The organism is Klebsiella sp. GG_Kp175 (assembly GCF_040062325.1).
GTDB classification, from domain to species: Bacteria; Pseudomonadota; Gammaproteobacteria; order Enterobacterales; family Enterobacteriaceae; genus Klebsiella; species Klebsiella quasipneumoniae.
In genome coordinates this window covers 24,305-49,284 of record NZ_JBEAFX010000011.1, presented here as the reverse complement: position 1 = coordinate 49,284, position 24,980 = coordinate 24,305, and the positions used below count along the sequence as shown (strand labels likewise).

The 24,980-nt window shown below is 57.1% G+C and carries 26 protein-coding genes and 1 pseudogene; 11 read left to right on the top strand and 16 right to left on the bottom strand.

From position 1 onward, the window contains the following. Positions 1–19: 19 nt before the first annotated feature. The 3 genes from ABLU73_RS15985 to ABLU73_RS15975 form a co-directional block, all read right to left on the bottom strand. Positions 20–1,108, bottom strand: a complete 1,089-nt coding sequence (locus tag ABLU73_RS15985; protein WP_264924086.1) for an AAA family ATPase — start codon at positions 1,106–1,108, stop codon at positions 20–22. Positions 1,109–1,194: 86 nt separating this feature from the next. Further along, positions 1,195–1,455 carry a hypothetical protein gene (locus ABLU73_RS15980; RefSeq protein ID WP_004205993.1) on the bottom strand — a complete coding sequence of 87 codons (261 nt, stop codon included), beginning with the start codon at positions 1,453–1,455 and terminating at the stop codon, positions 1,195–1,197. Beyond that, on the bottom strand, positions 1,439–1,570 hold the full coding sequence (locus ABLU73_RS15975; protein ID WP_023318188.1) for a hypothetical protein: 132 nt from the start codon (positions 1,568–1,570) through the stop codon (positions 1,439–1,441). The genes ABLU73_RS15980 and ABLU73_RS15975 overlap by 17 nt, the downstream gene beginning before the upstream one ends. A gap of 181 nt (positions 1,571–1,751) precedes the next feature. Between ABLU73_RS15975 and blaOKP the strand changes: the two genes are divergently transcribed. After that, positions 1,752–2,612: an OKP family broad-spectrum class A beta-lactamase gene (gene blaOKP / locus ABLU73_RS15970; RefSeq protein ID WP_264924087.1), complete on the top strand. Its 861-nt coding sequence runs from the start codon at positions 1,752–1,754 to the stop codon at positions 2,610–2,612. Positions 2,613–2,632: 20 nt separating this feature from the next. Here blaOKP and ABLU73_RS15965 read toward each other — a convergent pair whose 3' ends face one another. Beyond that, positions 2,633–3,394, bottom strand: a complete 762-nt coding sequence (locus tag ABLU73_RS15965) for a DeoR/GlpR family DNA-binding transcription regulator (RefSeq protein ID WP_348850284.1) — start codon at positions 3,392–3,394, stop codon at positions 2,633–2,635. A 260-nt stretch (positions 3,395–3,654) separates the two neighbouring features. Between ABLU73_RS15965 and ltnD the strand changes: the two genes are divergently transcribed. The 5 genes from ltnD to ABLU73_RS15940 are packed head-to-tail and all read left to right on the top strand — an operon-like array spanning position 3,655 to position 8,655. Beyond that, positions 3,655–4,557, top strand: a complete 903-nt coding sequence (gene ltnD, locus ABLU73_RS15960; protein ID WP_130942339.1) for an L-threonate dehydrogenase — start codon at positions 3,655–3,657, stop codon at positions 4,555–4,557. Positions 4,558–4,568: 11 nt separating this feature from the next. Beyond that, positions 4,569–5,834 carry a 3-oxo-tetronate kinase gene (otnK, locus tag ABLU73_RS15955; protein ID WP_048324111.1) on the top strand — a complete coding sequence of 422 codons (1,266 nt, stop codon included), beginning with the start codon at positions 4,569–4,571 and terminating at the stop codon, positions 5,832–5,834. Next, positions 5,827–6,447, top strand: a complete 621-nt coding sequence (locus ABLU73_RS15950; protein ID WP_064190289.1) for an aldolase — start codon at positions 5,827–5,829, stop codon at positions 6,445–6,447. Before otnK ends, ABLU73_RS15950 begins: the two co-directional genes overlap by 8 nt. Positions 6,448–6,451: 4 nt before the next feature. Beyond that, positions 6,452–7,234, top strand: a complete 783-nt coding sequence (locus ABLU73_RS15945; protein WP_264924088.1) for an HPr family phosphocarrier protein — start codon at positions 6,452–6,454, stop codon at positions 7,232–7,234. Positions 7,235–7,290: 56 nt separating this feature from the next. Beyond that, positions 7,291–8,655, top strand: a complete 1,365-nt coding sequence (locus tag ABLU73_RS15940; RefSeq protein WP_348850281.1) for a GntP family transporter — start codon at positions 7,291–7,293, stop codon at positions 8,653–8,655. Between the two features lie 26 nt (positions 8,656–8,681). Here ABLU73_RS15940 and ABLU73_RS15935 read toward each other — a convergent pair whose 3' ends face one another. Next, on the bottom strand, positions 8,682–9,590 hold the full coding sequence (locus tag ABLU73_RS15935; protein ID WP_048294827.1) for a helix-turn-helix domain-containing protein: 909 nt from the start codon (positions 9,588–9,590) through the stop codon (positions 8,682–8,684). 311 nt (positions 9,591–9,901) lie between these two features. On the opposite strand from ABLU73_RS15935, the gene kbvR reads away from it, so the two are divergent. Continuing rightward, entirely contained in the window at positions 9,902–10,513 is a 612-nt protein-coding gene (gene kbvR / locus ABLU73_RS15930; RefSeq protein WP_004206009.1) for a LuxR family transcriptional regulator KbvR, read from the top strand. 29 nt (positions 10,514–10,542) lie between these two features. On the opposite strand, the gene ABLU73_RS15925 is transcribed toward kbvR, so the two are convergent. Continuing rightward, the gene (locus ABLU73_RS15925; RefSeq protein WP_138100189.1) at positions 10,543–10,662 is read right to left on the bottom strand and encodes a small membrane protein; all 120 of its coding nucleotides are present in this window, start codon (positions 10,660–10,662) and stop codon (positions 10,543–10,545) included. Positions 10,663–11,060: 398 nt separating this feature from the next. Between ABLU73_RS15925 and ABLU73_RS15920 the strand changes: the two genes are divergently transcribed. Then, the gene (locus ABLU73_RS15920) at positions 11,061–12,278 is read left to right on the top strand and encodes a diguanylate phosphodiesterase (RefSeq protein WP_060655777.1); all 1,218 of its coding nucleotides are present in this window, start codon (positions 11,061–11,063) and stop codon (positions 12,276–12,278) included. Positions 12,279–12,298: 20 nt separating this feature from the next. Here the strand turns inward: ABLU73_RS15920 and ABLU73_RS15915 are convergent, their stop codons facing one another. The 3 genes and pseudogenes from ABLU73_RS15915 to ABLU73_RS15905 form a co-directional block, all read right to left on the bottom strand. Beyond that, positions 12,299–12,811 (bottom strand): 2-oxo-tetronate isomerase, encoded by a 513-nt coding sequence (locus tag ABLU73_RS15915; RefSeq protein WP_094334163.1) that lies wholly within the window; start codon positions 12,809–12,811, stop codon positions 12,299–12,301. A gap of 169 nt (positions 12,812–12,980) precedes the next feature. Continuing rightward, positions 12,981–13,454 (bottom strand): Hsp20 family protein, encoded by a 474-nt coding sequence (locus tag ABLU73_RS15910; RefSeq protein ID WP_017900339.1) that lies wholly within the window; start codon positions 13,452–13,454, stop codon positions 12,981–12,983. A 450-nt stretch (positions 13,455–13,904) separates the two neighbouring features. Then, positions 13,905–13,997, bottom strand: a pseudogene (locus ABLU73_RS15905) (hypothetical protein); the annotation flags it as partial. Positions 13,998–14,390: 393 nt separating this feature from the next. Here ABLU73_RS15905 and ABLU73_RS15900 point away from each other — a divergent pair. Beyond that, positions 14,391–15,062 (top strand): SOS response-associated peptidase, encoded by a 672-nt coding sequence (locus ABLU73_RS15900; RefSeq protein WP_264924089.1) that lies wholly within the window; start codon positions 14,391–14,393, stop codon positions 15,060–15,062. A gap of 78 nt (positions 15,063–15,140) precedes the next feature. Here the strand turns inward: ABLU73_RS15900 and ABLU73_RS15895 are convergent, their stop codons facing one another. From ABLU73_RS15895 to dcp, 4 genes are all read right to left on the bottom strand, one after another. Further along, on the bottom strand, positions 15,141–15,677 hold the full coding sequence (locus ABLU73_RS15895; protein WP_004206018.1) for a GNAT family N-acetyltransferase: 537 nt from the start codon (positions 15,675–15,677) through the stop codon (positions 15,141–15,143). Positions 15,678–15,787: 110 nt separating this feature from the next. After that, positions 15,788–16,477: a VIT family protein gene (locus ABLU73_RS15890; protein WP_114465343.1), complete on the bottom strand. Its 690-nt coding sequence runs from the start codon at positions 16,475–16,477 to the stop codon at positions 15,788–15,790. A gap of 51 nt (positions 16,478–16,528) precedes the next feature. Next, positions 16,529–17,110, bottom strand: coding sequence for a cytochrome b/b6 domain-containing protein (locus ABLU73_RS15885; protein WP_114465341.1), 582 nt, complete (start codon positions 17,108–17,110; stop codon positions 16,529–16,531). Positions 17,111–17,413: 303 nt separating this feature from the next. After that, positions 17,414–19,459, bottom strand: coding sequence for a peptidyl-dipeptidase Dcp (gene dcp / locus ABLU73_RS15880; RefSeq protein ID WP_348850278.1), 2,046 nt, complete (start codon positions 19,457–19,459; stop codon positions 17,414–17,416). A 130-nt stretch (positions 19,460–19,589) separates the two neighbouring features. On the opposite strand from dcp, the gene ydfG reads away from it, so the two are divergent. Together ydfG and ABLU73_RS15870 are read left to right on the top strand one after the other, a co-directional pair. Next, positions 19,590–20,339 (top strand): bifunctional NADP-dependent 3-hydroxy acid dehydrogenase/3-hydroxypropionate dehydrogenase YdfG, encoded by a 750-nt coding sequence (gene ydfG / locus ABLU73_RS15875; protein ID WP_004206024.1) that lies wholly within the window; start codon positions 19,590–19,592, stop codon positions 20,337–20,339. 91 nt (positions 20,340–20,430) lie between these two features. Then, positions 20,431–21,117, top strand: coding sequence for a GntR family transcriptional regulator (locus ABLU73_RS15870; RefSeq protein WP_004206025.1), 687 nt, complete (start codon positions 20,431–20,433; stop codon positions 21,115–21,117). A 51-nt stretch (positions 21,118–21,168) separates the two neighbouring features. Here the strand turns inward: ABLU73_RS15870 and ABLU73_RS15865 are convergent, their stop codons facing one another. The 3 genes from ABLU73_RS15865 to ABLU73_RS15855 form a co-directional block, all read right to left on the bottom strand. Next, on the bottom strand, positions 21,169–21,600 hold the full coding sequence (locus ABLU73_RS15865; RefSeq protein WP_004206026.1) for a universal stress protein: 432 nt from the start codon (positions 21,598–21,600) through the stop codon (positions 21,169–21,171). 267 nt (positions 21,601–21,867) lie between these two features. After that, positions 21,868–23,331: a fructuronate reductase gene (locus ABLU73_RS15860; RefSeq protein ID WP_169319381.1), complete on the bottom strand. Its 1,464-nt coding sequence runs from the start codon at positions 23,329–23,331 to the stop codon at positions 21,868–21,870. 270 nt (positions 23,332–23,601) lie between these two features. Further along, positions 23,602–24,885 (bottom strand): MFS transporter, encoded by a 1,284-nt coding sequence (locus ABLU73_RS15855; protein WP_017900333.1) that lies wholly within the window; start codon positions 24,883–24,885, stop codon positions 23,602–23,604. Between the last annotated feature and the right edge of the window lie 95 nt (positions 24,886–24,980).

Genomic DNA, 24,980 nt, shown 5'->3' with positions numbered 1-24,980 from the left:
CCGTCAGGGATGACGGGGTTTACGCCACAATGCGCGTTTCTCCGCCGCTATTCTCCAGCGCATAGCGCTGACAGGGCGCCCCAGCGGCGATAAGCTCCGCCAGTTCAGCCGAGTGGCTGGTCAGCCAGATCTGGCTGTAGCGGGAGGCCTCGATTATCAGCCGGGCCAGCGCCGGGAGCATGTAGCGATGCAGGCTGTTCTCCGGCTCATTGATCGCCAGAAACGCCGGCGGGCGCGGGCTGAGCAGCGCGACGGCGAGACAGAGAAAGCGCAGCGTGCCATCGGACATCTCCGCCGCCAGCAGCGGCCGGCGGATCCCCTCCCGGCGCATTTTCAGGGCGAAACGCGAGTGCTCGTTTTCACAGTAAAACTGGCAGCCGGGAAAGGCGTCGGCGAGGATCTCGTGCAACATCTCCTCCGCGCCAATCTCGACAATGGTCTGAAAGGCGGCGGCCAGATTATGGCCATCGCTGTCGAGCACCGGCGAACGATACCCCACGGCCGGCTGGCGCAGCGGCGAGTGGCGGCCAATGGCGAACTCATGGTAAAACCGCCAGCGGCGCAGGGTCTCCCGCACCCGCGACACTTCGGGAAAACGGTGCGGCTCGCCAAGCTGACCGAACACCGACTCGTTTTCATAAATACTCTCGGTGAAGGTGCTTTTCTCCCCGGTGACATCGACGAGGAACGCCGCCTGATTCTTGCGCTGCAGTACGCGGGAGGAAGGCCGACGGGAGTAGCCTGCCAGCCAGATGTGCTCTTCTTTGACGATGGGATCGAGCATGAACTGCGTCGGATAGGGCAATTTTTCCGGGAAACCTACCTGCAGTTCATAATCAAAGCTCTCCGTCCGACAGGCGATTTGCAGCCGGCGGGGATGGCGATCGAGGGGGGAACGATCTCCGGACCACATCATATTTTCCAGGCCGCCCTCTGCGCTGATAAACCCCGACAGCCTGCCGTCGGCAGCCGCGGTCAACAGATGGATGGCGTTGTAAATATTGGATTTGCCGCAGCCGTTAGGACCGAAGACAATGTTCAATGGCCCCAGCTCCAGTTCGATATCCCTGACTGAGCGAAAGTTTTGTATATGGATGTACTGAATCATGATGCGTCCTGGCCCGGAGAGAGAAGGCTGCCACAGTAGCAAAGCCGCGGCATGGATACTATCGCATCCCCTCACTCCGCCCGGGTTCAACAGAACATTTTTTTCATTCCGCGGGTCAGCGCCACCCGCGTCAGCTTGTCGCTATCCTGATGGGCGTCACTAAAGACGCCAAAGAAATAGCGTTCATCGTCAATGGTTTGACTTACGATACGATAGCTGAGCGGTTGCCCGGACGGCGCACCGTATTGCGCAGGCGTCACCGAGACCTCGGTCGCATCGTCGGCGACGCTGACCAGCAGTCCATCCGCCTTACCGCCCACCAGCATGACCTTAATTATCGGGTGCACCAGTTCCTCCCGGGATGGCATAGATCATTGGCAAACCGCGCAGCGCGGCGGGCGTATCGTCAGCAATCAGCGGCGCCAGCCAGCGTGCGGTCTTAAGTACTTTCTTATAGTTCATTGCGGCCTTGAGTCAAAAAATAGCGTGCTTAGGCTGAGCTAAATATTGATTATTCGAAATAAAAGATGACAAATGATGAAGGAAAAAAGAGGAATTGTGAATCAGCAAAATACCGGGTTATTCTTATTCGTCACACCTTTTCTCGCCTTTATCGGCTCTTACACAAGGAAGTATTACGGTTATGCGTTATGTTCGCCTGTGCCTTATCTCCCTGATTGCCGCCCTGCCACTGGCGGTATTCGCCAGCCCTCAGCCGCTTGAGCAGATTAAAATCAGCGAAAGTCAGCTGGCGGGCCGGGTGGGCTATGTTGAAATGGATCTGGCCAGCGGCCGCATGCTGGCCGCCTGGCGCGCCAGTGAGCGCTTTCCGCTGATGAGCACCTTTAAAGTGCTGCTCTGCGGCGCTGTGCTGGCCCGGGTGGATGCCGGCGACGAACAGCTGGATCGGCGGATCCACTACCGCCAGCAGGATCTGGTGGACTACTCCCCCGTCAGCGAAAAACACCTTGCCGACGGGATGACCGTTGGCGAACTCTGCGCCGCCGCCATCACCATGAGCGACAACAGCGCCGGCAATCTGCTGTTGAAGAGCGTCGGCGGCCCCGCGGGATTGACCGCTTTTCTGCGCCACATCGGTGACAACGTCACCCGCCTTGACCGCTGGGAAACGGAACTCAATGAGGCGCTTCCCGGCGACGTGCGCGACACCACCACCCCGGCCAGCATGGCCACCACCCTGCGCAAGTTGCTAACCACCCCCTCTCTGAGCGCCCGTTCGCAGCAGCAGCTGCTGCAGTGGATGGTGGACGACCGGGTGGCCGGCCCGTTGATCCGCGCCGTGCTGCCGGCGGGCTGGTTTATCGCCGATAAAACCGGGGCCGGTGAGCGGGGCTCACGCGGCATTGTCGCCCTGCTCGGCCCGGACGGCAAAGCGGAGCGTATCGTGGTGATCTATCTGCGGGATACCGCGGCGACCATGGCCGAACGTAACCAGCAGATCGCCGGGATAGGCGCGGCGCTGATCGAGCACTGGCAGCGCTAGCCCGGCGAAGGCCGCGCGCCTTACCCGGCGCGCAGCACCTCGCAGGCGTGCCGGGTGATATGGGCGGCGGCGGCATCGGAGAGATGCCGGTCGGTAATGATGGTGGTCAAGCGAGTCAAGGGCAACGCCATAAACGTGGCCACCTGATTGTATTTCGAACTGTCGCACAGCAGGATGCTTCTGGCGCTAACCTGGCTGACGGTCTCCTTGACGGTGACTTTGTTCTCATCAGGGGTGAAAATTCCGCGGCTGTCCCAGCCGCTGGCGGAGATAAAGGCCGTATCGATAGCCAGGTGGCGCAAGGTGCGCGCCGCCGACTCGCCGACGCAGGAGCGGTTCTCCCGGCACAGGGTGCCGCCGGTGTGGATCACCCCGCACTGGCTGGCATCTATCAGCAGCTGGGTTATCTCAAAATCATTGGTGACCACCTGCAGGTCGTCCCGGTCGAGGATGGCCCGCGCCAGCGCCAGAGTGGTGGTGCCGGCATCAAGATAGATGCAGCTGTTTTTGGCAATGAGACTGGCCGCCAGCGCGCCGATGGCCTGCTTCTCTTCACTCTGCAGGGTGCTTTTCACCAGATGACTGGGCTCTGCGGCCAGCCGGCTGACGGCGCGCACGCCGCCCGAGACGCTGACCAGCAGCCCCTGTTCTTCCAGCTTACTGACGTCCCGACGGATAGTCATATGGGACACGCCGAGGATCTCCGTCAGCTCATTAATGCTTACCGCCCCACGCTGCTCCACCAGGGCTAAAATACGCTGATGACGTTCAATTGGAATCACCGCTCTCCCCTTACCATTTTTTCACACCAGACCACACCACTCACGCCGGGAGCCTGACGATACCCTGTACTGTTATCGCGCTTGACCGCTGTTTTTACGCTATTTTAGGGCAAGAATCGCCGTCGCGCAGCCACTTTCCGCCTGTGAATTTTTTATATTCATGTGGGTTATTCGTGCTAACTCTCACATAAATTCACATGATAACGCTTTACTCTATCATTAAATAACATTAATTAACGAATATTCACAAGGAGACCGTCATGACTGCACACACTAACGTCTGCGTGATTGGACTGGGTTCGATGGGCATGGGCGCCGCCCGCGCCTGCCTGCAGGCGGGCCTGAACACCTGGGGGGTGGACATCAACCCCGACAACTGCCGCGCGCTGCTGGAGGCGGGCGCCCAGGGCGCAGGCTCCAGCGCGGTGCCTTTCGCCGCTGAGCTGGATGCGGTCGTACTGCTGGTGGTCAATGCCGCCCAGGTGCGGGGGATCCTGTTCGGCGAGAGCGGCCTCGCCGCCCATCTGAAGCCGGGCACCGCGGTGATGGTGTCGTCAACCATCGCCGCCGCCGATGCCCAGGCGATAGCCGTAGCGCTGGCAGAATACCAGCTCTTGATGCTCGACGCGCCGGTATCGGGCGGCGCAGTGAAAGCGGCCGCCGGCGACATGACGGTAATGGCCTCCGGGAGCGATGCCGCCTTTGCCCGCCTCGCGCCAGTGCTGGATGCGGTGGCCGGCAAAGTCTACCGCATTGGGAGCGACATTGGCCTCGGCTCAACGGTGAAAATCATCCATCAGCTGCTGGCCGGGGTGCATATAGCCGTCGCCGCCGAAGCGATGGCCCTCGCCGCCCGCGCCGGCATCCCGCTGGAGACGATGTACGACGTGGTGACCCACGCGGCGGGTAATTCGTGGATGTTTGAGAATCGTATGCAGCACGTCCTGGATGGCGATTACTCGCCAAAATCCGCCGTCGATATTTTTGTCAAAGATCTCGGTCTGGTGAATGACACCGCCCGGGCGCTGACCTTCCCGCTGCCGCTCGCGACCACCGCGCTGAATATGTTCACCTCCGCCAGCAACGCCGGATTCGGCCGGGAAGATGACAGCGCGGTGATCAAGATTTTCAACGGCATTACCCTGCCGGGCCATAAACAGTGAGGAGAGACAAGATGCAGCTTGGTGTCATTGCCGATGACTTTACCGGCGCCACGGATATTGCCAGCTTCCTCGTGCGCAACGGCATGCCGACCGTGCAGCTAAACGGCGTACCGCCCCACGAACTGCCGTTGACCAGTGAAGCGGTGGTGATCAGTCTGAAAACGCGATCCTGCCCGGTGGAAACCGCCGTCAGCCAGTCCCTGGCGGCCCTGCGCTGGCTGCAAGCCCGGGGCTGTCAGCAATTTTATTTTAAGTATTGTTCCACTTTCGACAGCACCGCGCAGGGTAACATTGGCCCGGTACTGGATGCGCTGCTGGCAGAGCTGGGCGAGACGCGGACGGTGATATCACCGGCGCTGCCGGTGAACGGCCGCACGGTCTATCAGGGGTATCTGTTTGTCGGCCAGCAGTTGCTCAATGAGTCCGGGATGCGCCACCATCCGGTGACGCCAATGGAGGATGCCCACCTCGGCCGCTTAATCGAACGCCAGGGCGGCGGTAAAGCGGCGCTGATAGCCTGGCCGATTGTCGATCAGGGGCCGGAAGCGGTCGCTGCCGCGCTGGCGGCCATCAGCGATCCGGCGGTGCGCTATGTGGTGCTCGATGCCCTTAGTGAACAGCATTTGCTGACCCAGGGGGCGGCGCTGCGGGAGATGAAGCTGGTCTCCGGCGGCTCTGGTCTCGCCATCGGCCTCGCCCGCGACTGGGCGCAGCGCCACGGAACCCAGGGTGAAGGATCCCTGGCGGGCATGCCGCTGCCCGGCCCGGCGGTGGTGCTCTCGGGCTCCTGTTCGCTGATGACCAACAGCCAGGTGGCGGCCTATCGTGAACAGGCTCCCGCCCGCGCCGTTGACTTAAACGCCTGCTTTACCGATCTCGAAGGCTATGTCGGGACGCTGGCAGCCTGGGTGGACGCAAACCGCGATGCGCCGCTGGCGCCGATGGTCTATGCCACCACCGAGCCGCAAACGCTGCAGCGGATCCAGGCGCAGTATGGCGACAAGGCCAGCAGCGAAAGGGTGGAACAGTTGTTCGCCGCCCTCGCCGCCGCGCTGAAAGCGAAAGGATTCACCCGCTTTATTGTGGCTGGAGGGGAAACGTCGAGCATCGTGGCGCAGACGCTGGGGGTAGAGGCGTTCCATATCGGGCCGACGATCTCCCCTGGGGTTCCCTGGGTGCGTGACACCCGCCAGCCGCTCTCCCTGGCGCTGAAGTCAGGGAATTTCGGCGATATCTCGTTCTTTGCCCGTGCCCAGCAGGAGTTTTGTCATGACTGAGCAACAGCTGCGAGATGAGATGGTGCAAATTGGCGCCTCGTTGTTTAACCGCGGTTATGCCACCGGCTCCGCCGGCAATCTGTCGCTGCTGCTGCCGGACGGCAACCTGCTGGCGACGCCGACCGGCTCCTGCCTGGGCGAGCTGCAGGCGCAGCGGTTGTCGGTGGTCACCCTGCAAGGCGAATGGCTCGCCGGCGACAAACCGTCGAAAGAGGTCGCTTTTCACCGGGCGGTCTATTTGCATAACCCGGCCTGCAAGGCGATCGTCCACTTGCATAGCCACTATTTGACCGCGCTCTCCTGCCTGCAGGGGCTCGATCCGCACAATTGTATTCGCCCCTTTACTCCCTACGTGGTGATGCGGGTCGGCGACGTCCCGGTGGTTCCCTACTACCGACCGGGTGACGACCGCATTGCCGAGGCGCTGGCCGGGCTGGCGCCGCGCTATAACGCCTTTTTACTGGCCAACCATGGTCCGGTGGTCACCGGCTCATCGCTGCGCGAAGCCACCAACAATACCGAAGAGCTGGAAGAGACCGCGCGGCTGATGTTTACCCTCGGCAATCGCGATATCCGTTACCTGACCGCTGACGAAGTGGATGAACTGAGATAAAACCATGCAAAAATTCGCTGCAAATTTATCCATGCTGTTTACCGAGCTGCCGTTCCTGGACCGCTTTGCCGCCGCCGCCGGCGCCGGTTTCGAAGCCGTGGAGTTTCTGTTCCCCTATGAGTATGCCGCCGGGGAAATTAAACAGCGCCTGCAGGAAAACCAGCTGCAGCTGGTGCTGTTTAATACCCCGCCCGGCGACGTTAATGCCGGGGAGTGGGGTCTCGCCGCCCTGCCGGGCAGGAGCGCCGAGGCCCGGCGTGATATTGAGCTGGCGCTGGAGTATGCCCGCCAGCTGGATTGTCCGCAGGTGCATATCATGGCCGGCGTGGTGCCGCCGGGGATGGATCGCGCGGCCTGCGAGGCCGAGCTTTTCGATAACCTGCGCTACGCCGCCGAGTGCTTTGCCCGCCACGACAAGCGAGTGCTCATTGAAGCCCTGAATCCGCAGACCAAACCGGGCTATCTCTACCACAGCCAATATCAGACGCTGGAGATAGCGAAGCGGGTCGACCGGCCAAACATCGCGGTGCAGTTAGATCTGTTTCATGCGCAGAAAGTGGACGGTAATTTAAGCCATCTTATTACAGAGTATGCCGGTCAGTACCGCCATATTCAGATAGCCTCCCTGCCCGACCGCCATGAACCGGACGAGGGCGAGATTAATTATTCATGGATCTATGCGTTACTGGATAAAGCGGGCTATGACGGTTGGATCGGCTGCGAATATATCCCCAGGGCGGATACCCTTTCCGGACTGGAATGGTTTTCGCCCTACCGGAAAAAATAAAGCGCGGTTCTAAAAATATAACTCTCTGTATACCTGTTAATACCCGAGGCAAAACTATGTCGACATCGGCGCTGTTACTTATTGCGTTAGCCAGCGTAGTGCTGTTGCTCCTGCTGGTGATCAAAGCTAAAGCGCATCCTTTTGTGGCGCTCCTGATCGTCAGCCTGCTGGTGGCGTTCGCCACCGGCATTCCGGCGGATAAAATCATTACCACCATTGAAAAAGGGATGGGCGGCCTGCTCGGCCATATCGCCAGCATTATTATTTTGGGATCAATGCTGGGGGTGCTCATTGAAATATCCGGCGGCGCCGAATCGCTGGCGAAAACGCTGACCGGCGTGCTGGGTTCTAAACGGACGATTGCCGCCTTAACCATCGTCGCTTTTATTCTCGGCACCCCAGTCTTCTTTGAAGTCGGCTTTATTATCATCATTCCGTTAATTTACGACTTCAGTAAAGTCGCTCATATGTCGCCGTTGAAGTTTGGCCTGCCAATGGCCGGAGTGATGTTAACCGTCCACGTGGCATTGCCAACCCACCCTGGCGCGGCGGCCGCGGCAGGTATTCTGCATAGCGATGTCGGCTGGCTGATGCTGGCGGGGATTGGGGTATCGGTCGTGGTGGGTATCGTGGGTTATTTTGTCGCCCGGTCGATCAATCAGCGCCATTATCATCTGTCGATTAACGTGCTGGAACAGCAGCAAACAGCCGAGGTGCCCGACCTCTCCGTCAACGCGCAGCAGACCCGACTGGCGCCGCCGAATGCGCTGGTTATCGGCGGGCTGATCGTGGTGCCCATCGTGCTGATTGTTTCCGGAACGCTCTGTCAGGCCTTGCTGCTGCCGGAAAACGCGATTCGCCAGCTGATGACCGTCATTGGCACCCCGCCCGTCGCCCTGCTGATCTCCCTGGGGCTGGCCAGCTGGACGCTGGGCATCCGGCGGGGTATGAACCTGAAAAAGCTGGGAGAAGTGACCGGCAGCGCGATCCCCTCCTCGGCGGACGTTATCCTTGTCGCCGGCGCCGGCGGCGCCTTTGGCGGGGTGCTGGTCGCCTCCGGCATCGGCAATGCCTTAGCCGAGGCGCTGGAGACGATTCATCTGCCGCTGATGCCCGCCGCTTTCCTGCTGTCGCTGGTGCTTCGGGCCTCGCAGGGCTCGGCCACCGTGGCGATCCTCACCACCTCCGGCCTGCTGTCACAGGCGGTTGCCGGGCTGGAGCCGCTCCAGCTGGTGCTGGTGACGCTGGCGACCTGCTTCGGCTCACTCGGATTGTCACACGTCAACGATGCCGGATTTTGGGTGGTCACGCGCTATCTGGGGCTCTCGGTGCCGGACGGACTCAAAACATGGACCGTACTGACAACCATCATGGGGGTGACGGGCTTCCTCATTACCTGGCTGCTGTGGTTTTTACTGTGAAGTTTATTTGGGTGGCTCCGGCCACCTTATTGGGTCCCCCTCGCGGGGACTGACTCATTATCGCTGCCCGGCTGCTGAGCCGCCGCTTTCAGCGTCACCGGTATAAAATAGCGTACGTGATAGCACCTCTCTTCTGTATCTCCGCCTTCCGTATGGCGTGCCATGAAACATTCTATGTCATACCCGTCGCGACGGCTTACCCCCAGCGTTGGCAGCAGATCCAGATAGAGATCGCTGGACAAACGGGCATAGCGTGACCAGCTGCCGTAGAAATCAACTCCGACATAGAGTCCCGACCGGGCGGTCAACGTGGACGATGGCTTTCGCGTCTCATGACAACCAACAAAGGCGTTAATCTCGACGTTAAGCTCATTTTGACGCGCCGCGGCGTAATCAGAGAGTATGGAAAGCGAGCCTTCTCCGGCGGTAAAAAAACGGTCAACCTTTTGTCTGATAGCCGTCTTGGCGGTGCGTTGCAGCACCATATCCGACAGGCGCAGTTCATACTTCATCGGGTAGCCATAATAGACCCGCTCCGGCAGGGAACAGATCCGCGCCAATGGCAGACGTTCATCATCAGGGGAGAATTTTTTTAACAGTTTTGCCGTATCCCAGTGCGCTGCGCATCGGTATTCCCGTGGCGAAAGCGAGAACCGTTTCTTAAACTCGCGGGAAAAGGTCTGCGGCGAATCGTAACTTAACTGCCAGGCTATAGCGGCGATCGGTTGCCGCGTTAAGCGCAGACTGACCGCTGCGATGGTCAAGCGCCGCAGGCGAATATACTGCCCGATGGGTAACCGGCCGTATTGATAAAACACCTCGTACACAAACCGACGCGAATAGCCCATATACTGTGCCAGGTCATCGATCGCCGGGTTACAGTAGATATTATCCTCCAGCCACGCCAACATTTTTAAATAGAGTTTCTGCTTCATAAGCACTACATACTTCCTGTAATCTTGTCCTCCGCTAATTCTAACAACAGATACTGGCTATCACTAAGCTTTTTATGCATCGCAAAAATAAAAAATCATCAAAACGCTTAAAACGCTGATCGATATATCCTTAACATTTTGTTTATTAGGAACTTTCGCATACCAATACACCGATATCTCACTTTTTCAGGCAGATATTGCATTAATGAAAAACATCCCTTAGATTACCCCGGCTAAAAAACGTCTGCACCTCACCATTATATTCTTTAATTTATTCTGACACCTTTTTTAATACCCAACAGGGAAGTTATATGACGAATTTTTTGATCAATATAAAAAATCACTATTTGCGGGTTGCTATTGCGGAACTGGTGGATGAAGCGATGAAGACCTACGGGGGATCAGAGTATCAGTTTTCTCAACAATGGAACGCGGATGGGATGGCGCAAGCTAATGTGATCTTCACGGAAATGGTGGCGGGAGAATGGTACCTGTGTCATGACCTGTTTCAGCATGCCCCAGAGCAATACACGCTTTTTATTTTTCAGGATAATGAACAAGCTACCGCCGAAGAGGGTTTACCCAACTGTCTGCGGCAGGCGGTGTTTATGCCTCCCCACGCTCCCGTTCAGCTTCTTAAAGATGAGATAGCCAGCGCGATTCAGCGCTCCCTGCCACCTCATCATGACCCATCCTTCAATCGCCTGCGGCGTTGCATCAATTGCGCCTGCAAGACGGTCAGCGATGCGCAAACCAAAGTCATTTACGCATTCAGTATTGGATTAAGTCCGCATGAAGTCGCCGCGGCGCTTAAAATTAGCCATAAAACAATTCATTCGCATAAAAAGAATATTATGTGCAAGTTCAATTTAAACAGCCGCCAGCAATTTAACAACCTCGTAAAACTACTCGCAAGACGTTAATACAATCGCCATTGTATTACCTCTGCAGATTATCTTCTGGAACGGAAGACGTAGCGTCTTTTGCGTCTTTCCCGAATGTAAGAAACACCACTCCACAAAGAAATAACGGGACAGAGAATCAGGCATAAAATAATAAACAAGTCACTCATAGCAGACCTAAAAAAAGAAATTTAACCTGGACTGATATTATGCATTCTATTTTATCGAGGCAAGACCAGCATCGCTTTTTGAGAGCGTGAAATAGAATGGTAAGATAATTCCTGGTGACGAGTATTAACCGGCTAGTTAATACGCTGAGCCAATATTTCAAAAAGGGCGATCGGTCTGTTTGCCCTTTTTTGCATTGAGCATGCGAAAAAGATAGCTAAACTTTAGATTCCCTGTAGAGTGAAGGTAGTCACCAAGTGAAACTCACGTTCTGCGTGCGGACATCACGGTTAGTTAAAGGGCACCAAACACAGACTCCCTATTTGGGGGGCAGGCCATACTTTTCTCAACATGCGCTGTACAGGCCATCGCAGCTTTGCTGCAGCGACCGGAATGACTAATGCTAACCACCCTGATTTATCGCAGCCAGGTTGATCCTGACCGCCCGCTCACCGATCTCGACGCTTTAATTCATCGCGCCTGCGGGAAAAATACGCCCCTTGGCATCACCGGCATTCTGTTGTTTAACGGCCTGCAGTTCTTCCAGGTGCTGGAAGGGAGCGAAGAGAGTCTGGAGTCGTTATTCCACGAAATACAGAGCGATCCGCGCCATCGCGATGTGGTTGAGCTGATGCGCGACTATTCGGCCTACCGTCGCTTTCGCGGCACCGGGATGCGCATGTTGGATCTCCGTCTTTACGATAACGATGGCGCGTTGGAGGAGATCCTGCGCATTAGCTCGTTCGGGGTCACCGAGCCAATCAACGACCGGATGTTCCGACTGATTAACGCCTTTATCGCTAACGGTGGGCGCTATTGTCTCCCCGAGCCGTTGCAGCCTTCTCGCTGGACGATGAAGGCCGCCGCGGGCACAGCCACGCCGCGTCATCTGCCCGATCAACCCTGCCAGTTTGCCTTGCAGGCTATCGTCGAACCAGCGAAAAAGCGAATCTCCTCCTTTGAAGCGCTGATCCGCAGCCCTACCGGCGGATCCCCTGTGGAGATGTTTGCCGCCATCCCGGCGGAGGATCGTTACCGTTTCGACCTCGAGAGCAAAGCATATGCCTTCTCTCTCGCAGGTCAGCTACCGCTTGGCAAACACCAACTGGCCATTAACCTGCTGCCCGGTTCGCTGTATAACCATCCTGACGCCGTCGGCTGGCTGATGAACAGCCTGCTGGCGGCCGGCCTCAGGCCGGACCAGGTGCTGATAGAGGTCACCGAAACGGAGGTGATCACCTGCTTCGACCAGTTCCGCAAGGTGCTCAAAGCGCTGCGCGTCGCGGGCATGAAGCTGGCCATCGATGACTTTGGCGCGGGTTACTCCGGCCTGTCGTTACTGACCCGCTTTCAGCCTGACAAAATTAAAGTGGACGCAGAGCTGGTGCGCAACATTCATATCAGCGGCACCAAGCAGGCGATTGTCGCCTCGGTCGTCCGCTGCTGCGAGGATTTAGGCATCACGGTCGTGGCGGAAGGCGTTGAAACCCTGGAGGAGTGGTGTTGGCTACAGTCGGTTGGCATTCGCCTGTTTCAGGGCTTCCTGTTTTCCCGGCCTTGTCTGAATGGCATCGGGGAGATTTTCTGGCCGGTAGAGCGCCAGGCTGCGGATCTGTAAGGGCGCAGCGTCCGGTAGCGTCACTGCCAGTGGGCGAGTTTTTCGCCCAGCGCCGCCATGGCGAAGCGCACCGCTTGTGCCACCACTGCCTCGCAGTCACCGGTAAAGCGCATCCGTTGGGTTTCGATCTGGCCGCGAAAGCTCCATGCAAACCATACCGTCCCGGCGGGAGTTCCATCCTCCCCTCCTTCCGGCCCCGCATAGCCGCTGATGGCGATGGCGATATCGGCTCCGGCTAACGACAAAATACCGGTCGACATTTCCTGAACGCACGCTTCGCTGACAGCGCTATGTACCGCCAGGGTTTCCGCGCGGACCTGGAGCACGTTGCGCTTGGCTTCATCGCTGAAGGTAACCACGCCGGTATCATAAAAGGCCGCGGTATCAGCCTGAGCACAGAGCGCCGCCGCCAGATTGCCACCGGTGCAGGATTCCGCCGTGGTCAGTCGCCAGCCTCTCGCAATAAGCGCCCGGGCCACCCGAGCGGTCAATTCATGGGTATTTTGTGCGTCTTTATCGATTTGGTCCATCATTCTGACACCTCGCCGACTTTTAGAAGGAACACAGCCTCACAGGCCCTGTTTACAGGATAGCATATCGATTTCTCTGATCGCCGGGAGACCGTTTACGCCTCCTTTAGCGGATAATATAAAGGCCCGCAGCGCGGGCCTTGAAATGAACAACTTTAGGACAGAGGCGCAATCAAACTTTATGCTCGATCACCCTGCCTTGATTCTCAATCGCAATTTTGCGCGGTTTTTCGCTCTCGGGTATTTCCTGATGGATAGCAATTTTTAAGATCCCGCTATCCAGCTGCGCCTGATTAATCTGGGCGTGTTCAGGAAGCGAGAAACTGAGCTGGAAATCAGCCCGACGAATGCCTTTATAAATCCAGCCCTGGCTGCCGCCGGAATGATTTTCGGTTTGCGCGCGTTTGCCGGTAATATGTAAATTACCGCCTACGGTCTCAATTTCCAGTTCATCATCTTTCCAGCCTGGTACGCTAACGCTGAGCAGAAAATTACTGTCATCCACTTTCTGTAAATCGTAGGCAGGTAAGGTACCCACCGGCGTATCGCCAGTTAACTGGCTGAAAAGACGGTCAATACGATTAAAGCGATCGGCAAAAAGGGAATCAGCAAATACCGGGAGTGCTGACAAGGTTTTGAGTGCCATCATTAACCTCCTGAATATCCATTCAAAAGCTCAACATAAAGGCAAGCATTGCTTGTCCGCTATATAAAATAATAGCTAAAGCGCGTTTTTCAAGACCTGAAATAAAAATTTTCTTCGTCAGTCACCGTGAGAAATAACCAGGTCAGGTGGCAAAGTAACCCCCGCCCGACGGCGGGGGTGTGGTGCTTCTGAGTCCCATAACTGATGCTGTTTAACATTCAATAAACAGAAGCGACATGTATATATAACTTGTACAATGGGATGTCAACGCCCGAAACACGACGCATCCCCCTGCCAGTGGCTTCCTGCAACAGCGCAGGGAGAAACACGGCTCCCCGCATTATCCCTCCGTCAAGAGCGGTGCCTCGATATGACATCCGCCTCGCTGGCGCCAGACGTAAAGACGCTGGTGAAAAGATAATCCGTCAGGGAAGGAACCTTTCTCGTCCCCCCGTGCCTAATAATCTGCATACGCACTTTCTGAGGCATCATAATGACCAGCATTTTTATCTCTACCACCCTGTTCGCCCTCTTCGCGTCGATGTTGATCGGTCTGGGGATGGTATGGAGAGGCATTTCCAACAACCCGGATAACTAATCTTTTTCTACGCCGTTGCCTTTCGTCTGTTGCAGCGGCGGGTAAACACCCCACCTTCAACTCCATCTACACGCCTTGTTCAGGCGACATATACTCAGTACTTGCGCCTGCGTACATTTTTCGCAATAGCAATTCACATGGTGAATACGTAACTTCAATTAATATATTTCAGGCCAGAATTATGGCCTGCAATATCGGCAACTTAAACAGTATGTGCCCAGGCGTCAGCCATACGCCTGGGAGAAGGGATCACAATCGCATGATTTCAAAATCATTTCTCACAACGCCCCCTCCCTGATGAACTATGCTTTCCTTTAGACATTATGCTGGAGGTGGCGATGTGCGGACGTTTTGCGCAAGCACAGACGCGGGAAGAATATCTGGCTTATCTTGCCGAAGAGGCTGAATACAATATCCCCTGGGACCCGGCGCCGATTGGGCGGTATAACGTGGCACCCGGGACAAAAGTGTTACTCCTGAGTGAAAGGAATGCGCAACTCAACCTCGATCCCGTTTACTGGGGTTATGCTCCAGGATGGTGGGATAAACACCCGCTGATCAACGCCCGCGTTGAGACCGCAGCCACCAGCAGGATGTTCAAACCGCTGTGGCAGCACGGGCGGGCGATCTGCTTCGCCGACGGCTGGTTTGAGTGGAAAAAGGCCGGAGAGAAAAAGCAGCCCTACTTCATCCAGCGCAAGGATGGCCAGCCGATATTGATGGCCGCTATTGGCAGCACGCCCTTCGAAAGCGGGGATAGCGCCGAAGGATTTTTGCTGGTGACCGCTGCCGCCGATCGCGGTCTTGTCGATATTCATGACCGCCGGCCGCTGGTCCTGGCGCCGGAAGCCGCCCGGGAATGGATGAGGCAAGAAGTCACCGGCGCGGAAGCGGCGGAGATTGCCAGGGACGGAGCCGTCACCGCCGACGATTTCATCTGGCATGCGGTATCGCGGGCGGTCGGCAATGTCAACAATCAAGGGCCAGAGTTAATTGAGCCAATAGAATGAACGCATGATTCTGTGAGCAATCCCCACCTGATGCGCCGGCTGCGGTGCGATCCAGCCTTGCGAATAAGCGCCCGCGGGTTACCCCGACTGGCTTAACCACTCGCTTAAGGTCAACGAATAGAGCAGACTCGGCGGCGCATCTTTTACATCAGCAATATCGTTAATGTACCTCATCCCGGCTTTCTCGAGAACTTTCTGCGAAGCCAGATGGTTAGCCCGGACAACCGCTGACATCTCCGCAAGTTTAAGCGCCTCAAAGCCATATCTTATCGCGCCAATCGCAAACTCGGTGGCCAGTCCTTTTCCCCATGCCTCAGTGGAAAACCGATATCCGAGATTGTTAATGGTGACATCGTTATAACTGCGTAGACTTACGCCGCCAAAGCCAATGATTTTTTCCGGGGTATCACGCGCCGATATGGCCCAGTTGCCAAATCCGCGATCGTGCCAGTGGGCAAGCCAGCGCTGGAGAACCGTACTGGCATAGTCAATATCCGGATAGGGCCCTGCGGGGTTAAAGGTATTTGTCGCCGGATCGCCATAAATTCGGTATAGATCGACAACATCTTCAGCCATGACAGGGCGAAGACGCAGGCGATGAGTCTCAATATGCAAACGTATCTCCTTGACGAATGAGGTGGGCAGTGCTCCTCCCTGCCGATCAAAACCCTACGATGAGCTCAACCAGTGATGAGGAGCGGTCGAGGAACAGACCCTCGACAATTCTACAATAGTATCTGCCCGGCGATACGCCCAATCCCCATCGAAAAAAGCATGGCCAGCGAGCTCCAGAACGTAATTCTGATGATCGCCCTGACAGGCGGTGCGTTACTCACAACGGAAGAGAGATAGCCCAGCGCAGCCAGTGAAAAAAGTGTAGAAAAGAAGATAGAGATGGATATCAATTTTGCTGGCGATAACAAGGCAACGAACAAAGGCAACCCCGCCCCGACGGAAAAACTCACTGCCGAAAAGAGAGCCGCCTGCAAAGGTCGCGCAGAAAGGACATCCGTTAACCCCAGTTCTTCGCGGGCATGAGCCTCCAGGGCGTCTTTAGCCATAAGCTGCTCTGCTACCTGCCGGGCAAGCGCTGGCTCCACACCACGTTGGATATAAAGTGATGTCAACTCCCGCACCTCTCCCTGATAATCGGCGTCAAGCTCGCTTTTTTCCTGGGCAAGCGCCGCGGCTTCGGTATCCGCCTGGGATGATACCGAAACATATTCTCCTGCGGCCATAGACATGGCGCCAGCAACCAGCCCGGCGACCCCCGCCAGTAGTACACCCGAAGAGCCGCTGTTTGCAGAGGCGACGCCGAGCACCAGGCTTGCGGTTGAGACAATCCCGTCATTTGCTCCCAGAACCGCAGCCCTTAGCCAGCCGACGGTTTCGATGCTGTGTCGTTCAAGATGCATGTCGTTTCCCTTTAAATACGCATCCTCATCGGAATTAGAAAGTGCAGAACATTAATCAATAATCGCTTGTTTCCTTTGACGACGAAAGGAGAGAAAGATATGCAGCACTCCCATCGCACCATGTGCCCAGAAATAGGTTTCAATGAACACCGTCAGAAACTTATGCCAATGAAGGACTGTTTCCGCCAGCGACGGTGACGCCCATGACGCGGTGTCCAGTACAAACCAGAGTCCACCACAGAGTGCGACCGCTAACAGTGCCAGTACGCCAAGCCCCTGAATAATTGCCGCTATGCCCCCGGCATGGGCTTCAGGAAGACGAAATGTCATCAGCTGTTTACTGTCTTCAACCACACCACGAAAATCAAATGTCGACCAGGCAAAATAGTATCGAAACCCGCGCGTATTAAGCATCCAAACCAGCATCACCGCACCAAGCGCAATCAGCGCTAATCCCGAGACAATATGAAACCATGTGACGACCCCGGTAATATTCAGGTCGTGAAGCGCCTCACTTTCAGTGAAATTAGAGCTAATAATCTGCAGCAGAATCAGGGTGGCGACAATAATATGCAGCATGCGGAAAAAAGGGGTGTCTTTATGCGGTAGTGCATTACGTAACTGTTCGTTCATGATTTGGCCATTTTATGAGAGGATTGGCGAGGTCAGTATCCTGCCTGTTTGTTAATTAAACCTTAACACCCGTGTTTGCAGGGAAATAAGTGGCGCCTGATGTCCTCTTTTTCTGTGTTTGGAAAACGGACAAAGTCGCTGTCACCTGTGCCGCCCCGTTACTGCGACGGAAATATCGCCGGTATCGTTTTTTCTCAGAATTTGAGGGGGGACTGGGGAGAACAGTGTGGAGACATTTGAGGAACAAAAAGGGGTCAATAAACCGGGCATCGCGCCCGGTTATCGTGTCAGCCCGAAATGACCCTACGCACTCAGCCCACGGTTTTCCAGCATCGGCTCAATCTGTGGATCGTGTCCGCGCCACTGGCGATAAAGTTCAGCTAAATCAGTGCTATTGCCGCGCGACAGAATCGCTTCCCGGAAGCGCTGACCGTTCTCACGGGTCAAACCGCCCTGCTCCACGAACCACTGATAGCCGTCATCGGCCAGCATCTGGGTCCACAGATAGGCGTAATAGCCTGCCGCATAGCCCCCGCCGAAGATATGGGAGAAGTAGCTGCTGCGATAGCGCGGGGGAACGGCCGCCAGATCCAGTTGCTCATCCCGAAGTATTTTCTGTTCAAACGCATCCACCTCTTCCGGTAACGCAGTGGTCGACAGCGTGTGCCAGCGCATATCGAGCAGCGCGGCGGCTAGCAGCTCGCTCATGTCATATCCTTTATTGAAAGTTGCCGCACGCAACATATTGTCGCGCAGCGCCTCCGGCATCGGCTCTCCGGAGCGATAATGCTTCGCATAGTGGGCAAATACCTGCGGATGGCTGGCCCAGTGTTCGAAGATTTGCGACGGGAACTCGACAAAATCCCGCGGGGTATTGGTGCCGGAGAGGCTGGCATAACGCTGATTGGCGAACAGCCCGTGCAGGGCGTGGCCAAACTCATGGAACAGGGTGATCACCTCATCCCATGACAACAGCGCGCTCTGCTCGCACTGCGGCCGGGTGTAGTTGCAGACGTTATAGATAACCGGGCGCTGCTCCCGCAGGGTCGACTGTTCGACAAACACGTCCATCCAGGCGCCGCCGCTCTTTGAATCGCGCGCGAAATAATCACCATAAAACAGCGCTATCCCTTCGCCATTGTGGTCGAAGATCTCCCAGACCCGCACATCCGGGTGGTACACCGGGATGTCAAAGCGCTCCACGAAGCGGAGCCCAAAGAGCTGCGATGCCGTCCAGAAGACGCCGTCCTGCAGCACGCGCTCGAGGGCAAAATAGGGTTTAAGCTGCGCGTCATCAATGGCATAGGCAGCCCGCCGCACCTGCTCGCTGTAGTAGAGCCAGTCCCATGCCTGCGCGCGAAACGCCCCGCCTTCGTTGTCGATCACCTGCTGGATGTCCGCCAGCTCACGTTCCGCCCTCGCCCGCGCCGCCGGCGCGATCTGACGCATAAAGCCCAATGCCTCCGCCGGGGAAGCCGCCATTTGATCGGTCAGCGCCCAGCTGGCGTAATCTGCCGCCCCCAGCAGTTCCGCCTGCTGCGCGCGGATCGCCACCAGCCGCAGCACCAGACAACGGGTATCATGCTCATCGCCCTGCTGATTGCGCGTCCAGCCGGCGGCGAAAAGATTTTCCCGCGTTTGCCGGTCGCGCAGCGCAAGCAGCTGCGGCTGCTGGGTGGTGTTGGTCAGCGTCAGCAGCCAGCGATCGCTGAGCCCTTTTTCGCGCGCCGCCTCGGCAGCCGCCGCTATCTCCTCATCGTTCAGGCCATCCAGTTGATGCCGGTCATCGACCACCAGGCCGCCGCTTTTCGCCGCCCCCAGCAGCCGCTGCTGGAACTGACTTTGCAAAGTGGCCGCTTCAGTGTTCAGCGCGCGCAGCACCGCCTTCTGCGCCGGGTCCAGCGTTGCCCCGGCGTGAACAAAACGTTGCCATGTCAGGGTCAGGAGACGCAGGGATTCGCCGTCAAGCGCGAGCTTCTCGCGCTGTTCGTAGACGCTGTTCACCCGCTGGAATAAGGCCTCGTTGAGCCAGATGTCATTCCCCAGCCCGGCGAGCTCGGCGGAAAATTGTTCATCCAGTGATTGAAGATAAGGGTTGGTATGGGCGCCGGCCATGGCGAAAAAGACCCGCGTCACCCGCGCCAGCAGCTGTCCGCTCTGCTCCAGCGCCTCGAGCGTGTTGGCGAAACTGGCCGGCTGCGGATTGTCGATAATGGCGCGGATCTCCTCGCGCTGCTGCCGAACGCCCTCATCAAACGCCGGCCGATAGTGACTGTCTTCGATCAGGTCAAACCGCGGCGCCTGGTAAGGCAACAGACTGACGCTAAAAAAGGGGTTTTGTTCGGACATCTTTCTCTCCTGCACAGGCTAATCCTGTAAGATTAGGCTTCTCCTTAAGGGGTCGCAATGATTTCCGTTACCGGTCGCCGCCTGTGCGTGCTATGGTATGAAAACACAAAAAGCGTTGAGGAACAGTAAGATGATTATCATGGTCACCGGCGCCACTGCCGGTTTTGGTGAAAGTATTACTCGCCGTTTTGTCGCTAACGGTCATAAAGTGATTGCCACCGGACGTCGCGAAGAGCGCCTGAAGACGCTGAAAGACGAGCTGGGCGATAATCTTTATATCGCGCAACTGGACGTCCGCAACCGCGCCGCTATTGAGACGCTGATTGCCGACCTGCCCGCCGAGTGGCAGGCTATCGATGTGCTGGTGAACAACGCGGGTCTGGCGCTCGGCCTGGAGCCGGCGCACCGCGCCAGCGTGGAAGACTGGGAAGATATGATCGACACCAATAATAAAGGGCTGGTGTACATGACCCGCGCCGTCCTGCCGGGCATGGTGGCGCGCAATCGCGGCCATATCATCAACATCGGCTCCACGGCGGGCAGCTGGCCTTATGCTGGCGGTAACGTCTATGGGGCGACCAAAGCCTTTGTGCGCCAGTTCAGCCTCAATCTTCGCACTGACCTGCACGGCACCGCGGTGCGCGTCACCGACATCGAGCCGGGCCTGGTGGGCGGCACCGAGTTCTCTAACGTCCGCTTTAAAGGCGATGACGCCAAAGCCGGTAAAACCTACGAGAACACCGAAGCCCTGACGCCGGAAGATGTGACCGAGGCGGTCTGGTGGGTGGCCACCCTACCGAAACACGTCAACATCAACACCCTGGAGATGATGCCGGTGAGCCAGAGCTTTGCCGGGCTCAGCGTTCACCGCCAGGGCTAACCGTCAGCCACCCGGCCTGATGGCCGGGTATGGGCGGAACCGCAAAAAACGCGTAAAATAGTGCGCATAACCCCATAAAAAGTAACCATCAATGGCCGCAGAATCGCAACTGAATCCGACGCAACCCGTTAATCAGCAAATTTATCGCATCCTCCGCCGGGATATCGTTCACTGCCTCATCCCGCCTGGCACGCCGCTGTCGGAGAAAGAAGTCTCCGTGCGTTTTGCGGTATCTCGTCAGCCGGTGCGCGAGGCCTTTATTAAGCTGGCGGAGAATGGACTTATCCAGATCCGTCCCCAGCGCGGCAGCTACGTCAACAAAATCTCCCTGTCTCAGGTGCGCAATGGTTGCTTTGTCCGCCAGGCGATTGAGTGCGCGGTGGTCCGCCGTGCCGCTGGCATGATTAACGATGAGCAAGTCTATCAACTGGAGCAGAATCTCCATCAGCAGCGTATTGCCGTCGACCGCCAGCAGTTAAACGATTTTTTCCTGCTTGATGATGAATTTCACCAGAAGCTTTCGGTTATCGCCGATTGTCAGCTGGCCTGGGATACGGTGGAAAACATCAAAGCCGCCATTGACCGCGTGCGCTACATGAGCCTTGACCATGTCTCCTCCCCGGAGATGCTTCTGCGCCAGCATCACGAAATTTTTACCGCGCTGGAAAAACGCGACGCTGAGGCAGTCGAGAAAGCCATGAGTATTCATTTGCATGAAATCAGCGAATCTGTGCTGCTGATCCGCCAGGAGAATCGCGACTGGTTTAGCGAAGAGTAAGGACCAGACGGCTGCGAAATAAGGCTGACGCAGCCGTCGTGACGGAGGGGATTATCTGACCACCAGCACCGGCGTTTTGGCGTAGCGCAAAATGGACTCGGCGTTGGAGCCCAGCAGATGGGTGGAGATCCCCGGTTTGCGGGAGCCAATCACTATCACATCGAACGCTTCGTTGTTACTGATAGCCAGAATTTCATCGCGCACGTTACCAAACACGACCCGGGTATGGATCCGTGACATTGGCAGGTCGAACAGTCGCGCCACCTCGCGCATCTTTTTCTCTGACTCTTCCTGCATATAGGCTTCGAATTTACGAATATCCGCCGTAAATCCGCGTAATAACGAACGGCTGCTGTTCGGCAGGACGTTGAGCAAGGTGATCTCGCCATTTTCCGCCGATGCGAGAAATTCCGCGTGACGCACTGCCTTATCGCTTAAATCCATTTCAAAAACATCAACAGGCAATAAAATCTTTTTATACATGGCCCGCACTCCTTTTCCAGAGAAAATGATTTTTCAATAACTTAACTATGCCATTTTTGCGGTGAATGACCAGCCATTATTCGGAAAAATAACAGCTAATTATCTTTAGTAAATCAGGGAAATATAGAGTTATGTAAGGACATTGCGTTCGATCATATTTTTAGCCTGCTAAAAGCGATCAACAGCAAAAAAGATTTATCAGCGGAACCGTGCAGAAACAGCAGAAGAGCCGGTGTCGACCCCATGACCGACACCGGGAACAAATGATTATTGCGCCTCAGCCCATGCGGCAACGGTGGCTTTCGCCCCCTGACGCTGTAGCGCTACATAGGCGCGGGTCACCGCCGAGACGAACCGCGCTTCCTGCGGCAGCTCCCGGCCAAAGATGGCCTCAATGCCCAACAGCGCTTTGACGCGCGCTTCGCCATCGGCGCTGGCGGCTACCGCCTGCTGGATCACCGGCAGCAGCGGATCGCAAATTTCGATTGCCTGGCCGGCGTCGTCAACACCGCCGACATAGCGCATCCACCCCGCCACGCCCAGCGCCAGCAGCGTGAAGTCATGCTGGTGCGCCAGATGCCAGCGTACCGAGTCCAGCATGCGCTGCGGCAGCTTCTGGCTACCGTCCATTGCAATCTGCCAGGTACGGTGTTTGAGCGCCGGATTGCAGTAGCGGTCAATCAGCAGACTGGCATAGTGTGACAGATCCACCCCCTGCACTTTTAAGGTCGGGGCCTGCTCGTCCAGCATCAGCGCCAGCGCCGCGCGGCGGTAGTTGTCATCCTGCATACAGTCGTTGATATGCTGATAACCGGCCAGATAGCCGAGATAGGCGAGGAACGAATGGCTGCCGTTGAGCATCCTCAGCTTCATCTCTTCGAAAGGCACCACATCGGCGACCAGCTCCGCCCCCGCTTTCTCCCACTGTGGACGTCCGGCGACAAAATTATCCTCAATCACCCACTGGCGGAACGGCTCACAGGCCACCCCAGCCGGGTCGCGCACGCCGGTCAGCTGTTCAATTTTATCGAGGGTTTCCGCGGTCACCGCCGGGACAATGCGGTCCACCATGGTCGACGGAAAGGTGACGTTCTGTTCTATCCATGCCGCGAGGTCCGCATCCAGCGCCCGGGCGTAGGCGCAAACGACGTTGCGCATCACATGACCGTTTTCCGGCATGTTATCGCAGGACATCACGGTAAAGGCAGGCAGCCCTGCCGCCCGGCGGCGCGCTAAGGCCTCCACCACCACGCCCGCTGCCGATTTCGGCTGGCGCGGTTTAGCGAGATCGGCGGCGATCAGCGGGTGATCGAGCTGCAGCTCGCCGCTGGCAGGCGAATGGCAATAGCCTTTCTCGGTAATGGTGAGGGAGACAATGGCCACCTGTGGCTCACACATCGCCGAAAGCACGGCCTCGAGACCATCGACCTGGGCATGCAGCGCCTGCTTCACCACCCCGACCACGCGCGCGGTCCACGCGTCGGCGGACATTTCGGCCACGGTATACAGCAGATCCTGCTGCCGGAGATCGGCGATTTGCTGCTCGCCGCCAATCAGGTTGACTTCAGTGTAGCCCCAGTCACTGCCGTACTCGCTGGCCAGTATATCGGCGTATACCGCCTGATGGGCGCGGTGAAACGCGCCAAAACCCAGATGGACGATACGGGGGACCAGCGCGTGGCGATCGTAGCCGGGCAGGATGGCGTTAGCGGTTAAGAGGGTGTTTTCCATGGTAACTCTCGTTGTTATGTGGCTCATCAACCATTCTCTGGGAGAACTCTCGAGGAGAATGCCTTTGTGCCTCAACCATCTCACGCAATTGGTATAACATCTTTGATTTCTGTCAACTACCATACAAGAAGCTTTTTGCCGGGTTGTGCTCGCTGGCGATCGGTCACAAAATCTCTGAGATGACAGAAGAAAATCCGCCACGAAGCGGTAAGAGAAGACGGATCATGGCGCAGGCCACGCCTCCCTGCGGGCCTGTTGCATAACGACCGGTTAATCGATGCGGGTTTTGACGATAAAGAAGTAGCACAGCGCCCCGGCGAAGGTCACGCCGGCGGCGATCACCAGCGCCAGATTGAAAGAGTGGGTGGTATCCACAACCCAGCCGGTGACGATCGGCGCGAAGGAGGCAAACACAAAGCTGCCAAAGTTCTGGATCGCCGCCACCGACGCCACTTTATGTTCCGCCACCAGCACCTGTACCAATCCCCAGGCCGAGGTGCCAGCGAAATGGACGCAGAACAGCGCCATGGAGATAAACGCCACCGCCTGGGTCGGCGAGTTTGATTGCACCACCAACAGCGTGCCGAGCGCGGAAAGCACCAGTCCGGCGACAATCGCCGTTTTGCGGGTTTTCGCCAGATCGTAGCCTCTGCGCGCCAGCGCATCGACCACCAGCCCATTGACCCACATGCCCACCGCCGCAGCGAGAAACGGGATCGCCGCCACCCAGCCGGTTTTAGCAAGGCTCAATCCCTGCTGCGCCTGCAGATAACCCGGCAGCCACGCGATATACAGCCAGCCGGTATAGTTCACCCCGGAGAAGCCGAGGATCATCCCCCAGGTGGTACGTCGTTTAAACAGCGCCAGCCATTCGCTCAGTTTCAGCGCCGGTCGGGCCGCCTCCTCGCTGGCCAGATAGCGTTGCTCCTCCTCCTGCAGGGTGAATTGCCGCCGGTTACGGTATCCCACATACCAGCACAGGCCGACCAGGATACCGGCTAAACCAATCACCACAAACATTGTCCGCCAGCCCCAGGCCAGCTGCATGATGACCAGCGCCGGCGGGGCGATGGCCTGACCCAGCACCGTCGAGGAGTTAAATATCCCCACCGCCGTGCCGCGCTCTCGTTGCGCATACCAGTCGTTGATCGATTTCACGCCGGCGGGCATAAACGGCGCTTCGCCGATCCCGAGGCCAATGCGCAGCAGAATAAAATGCGAGAACGAATTGACTATCCCGGTCAGGGCCTGCATCGCAGACCAGAATATTAGCCCGGCGCCCAGCACAACCCGCGGTCCGAGGCGATCCAGCAAAATGCCCGAGGGCAGTTGCGCGAAGCCGTAGGAGAGCGAAAAAGCGGAGAGCAGCACCCCGAACTCGGTGGCGCTCAGACCCAAATCGGCGCGTATCGCCTCCCCGGCGACGCTCAGGGAAGAGCGGTCCAGAAAGTTAACGATACCGGCGATAAACAGCAGCGTCAGGGTGATCTTCTGCACCCGACGGATGCGCAGCGGCGTTGCACCCGCCTGTGGGGCAAATGTCTCAATAGCCATCGTTGTTCCTTACAGAGTCATAACCCAATATGATGTCTGATAAGTAAGGCAACAGGTCGACTACCATACAAGAATTAGGGTTTAAAAAAGTGGCA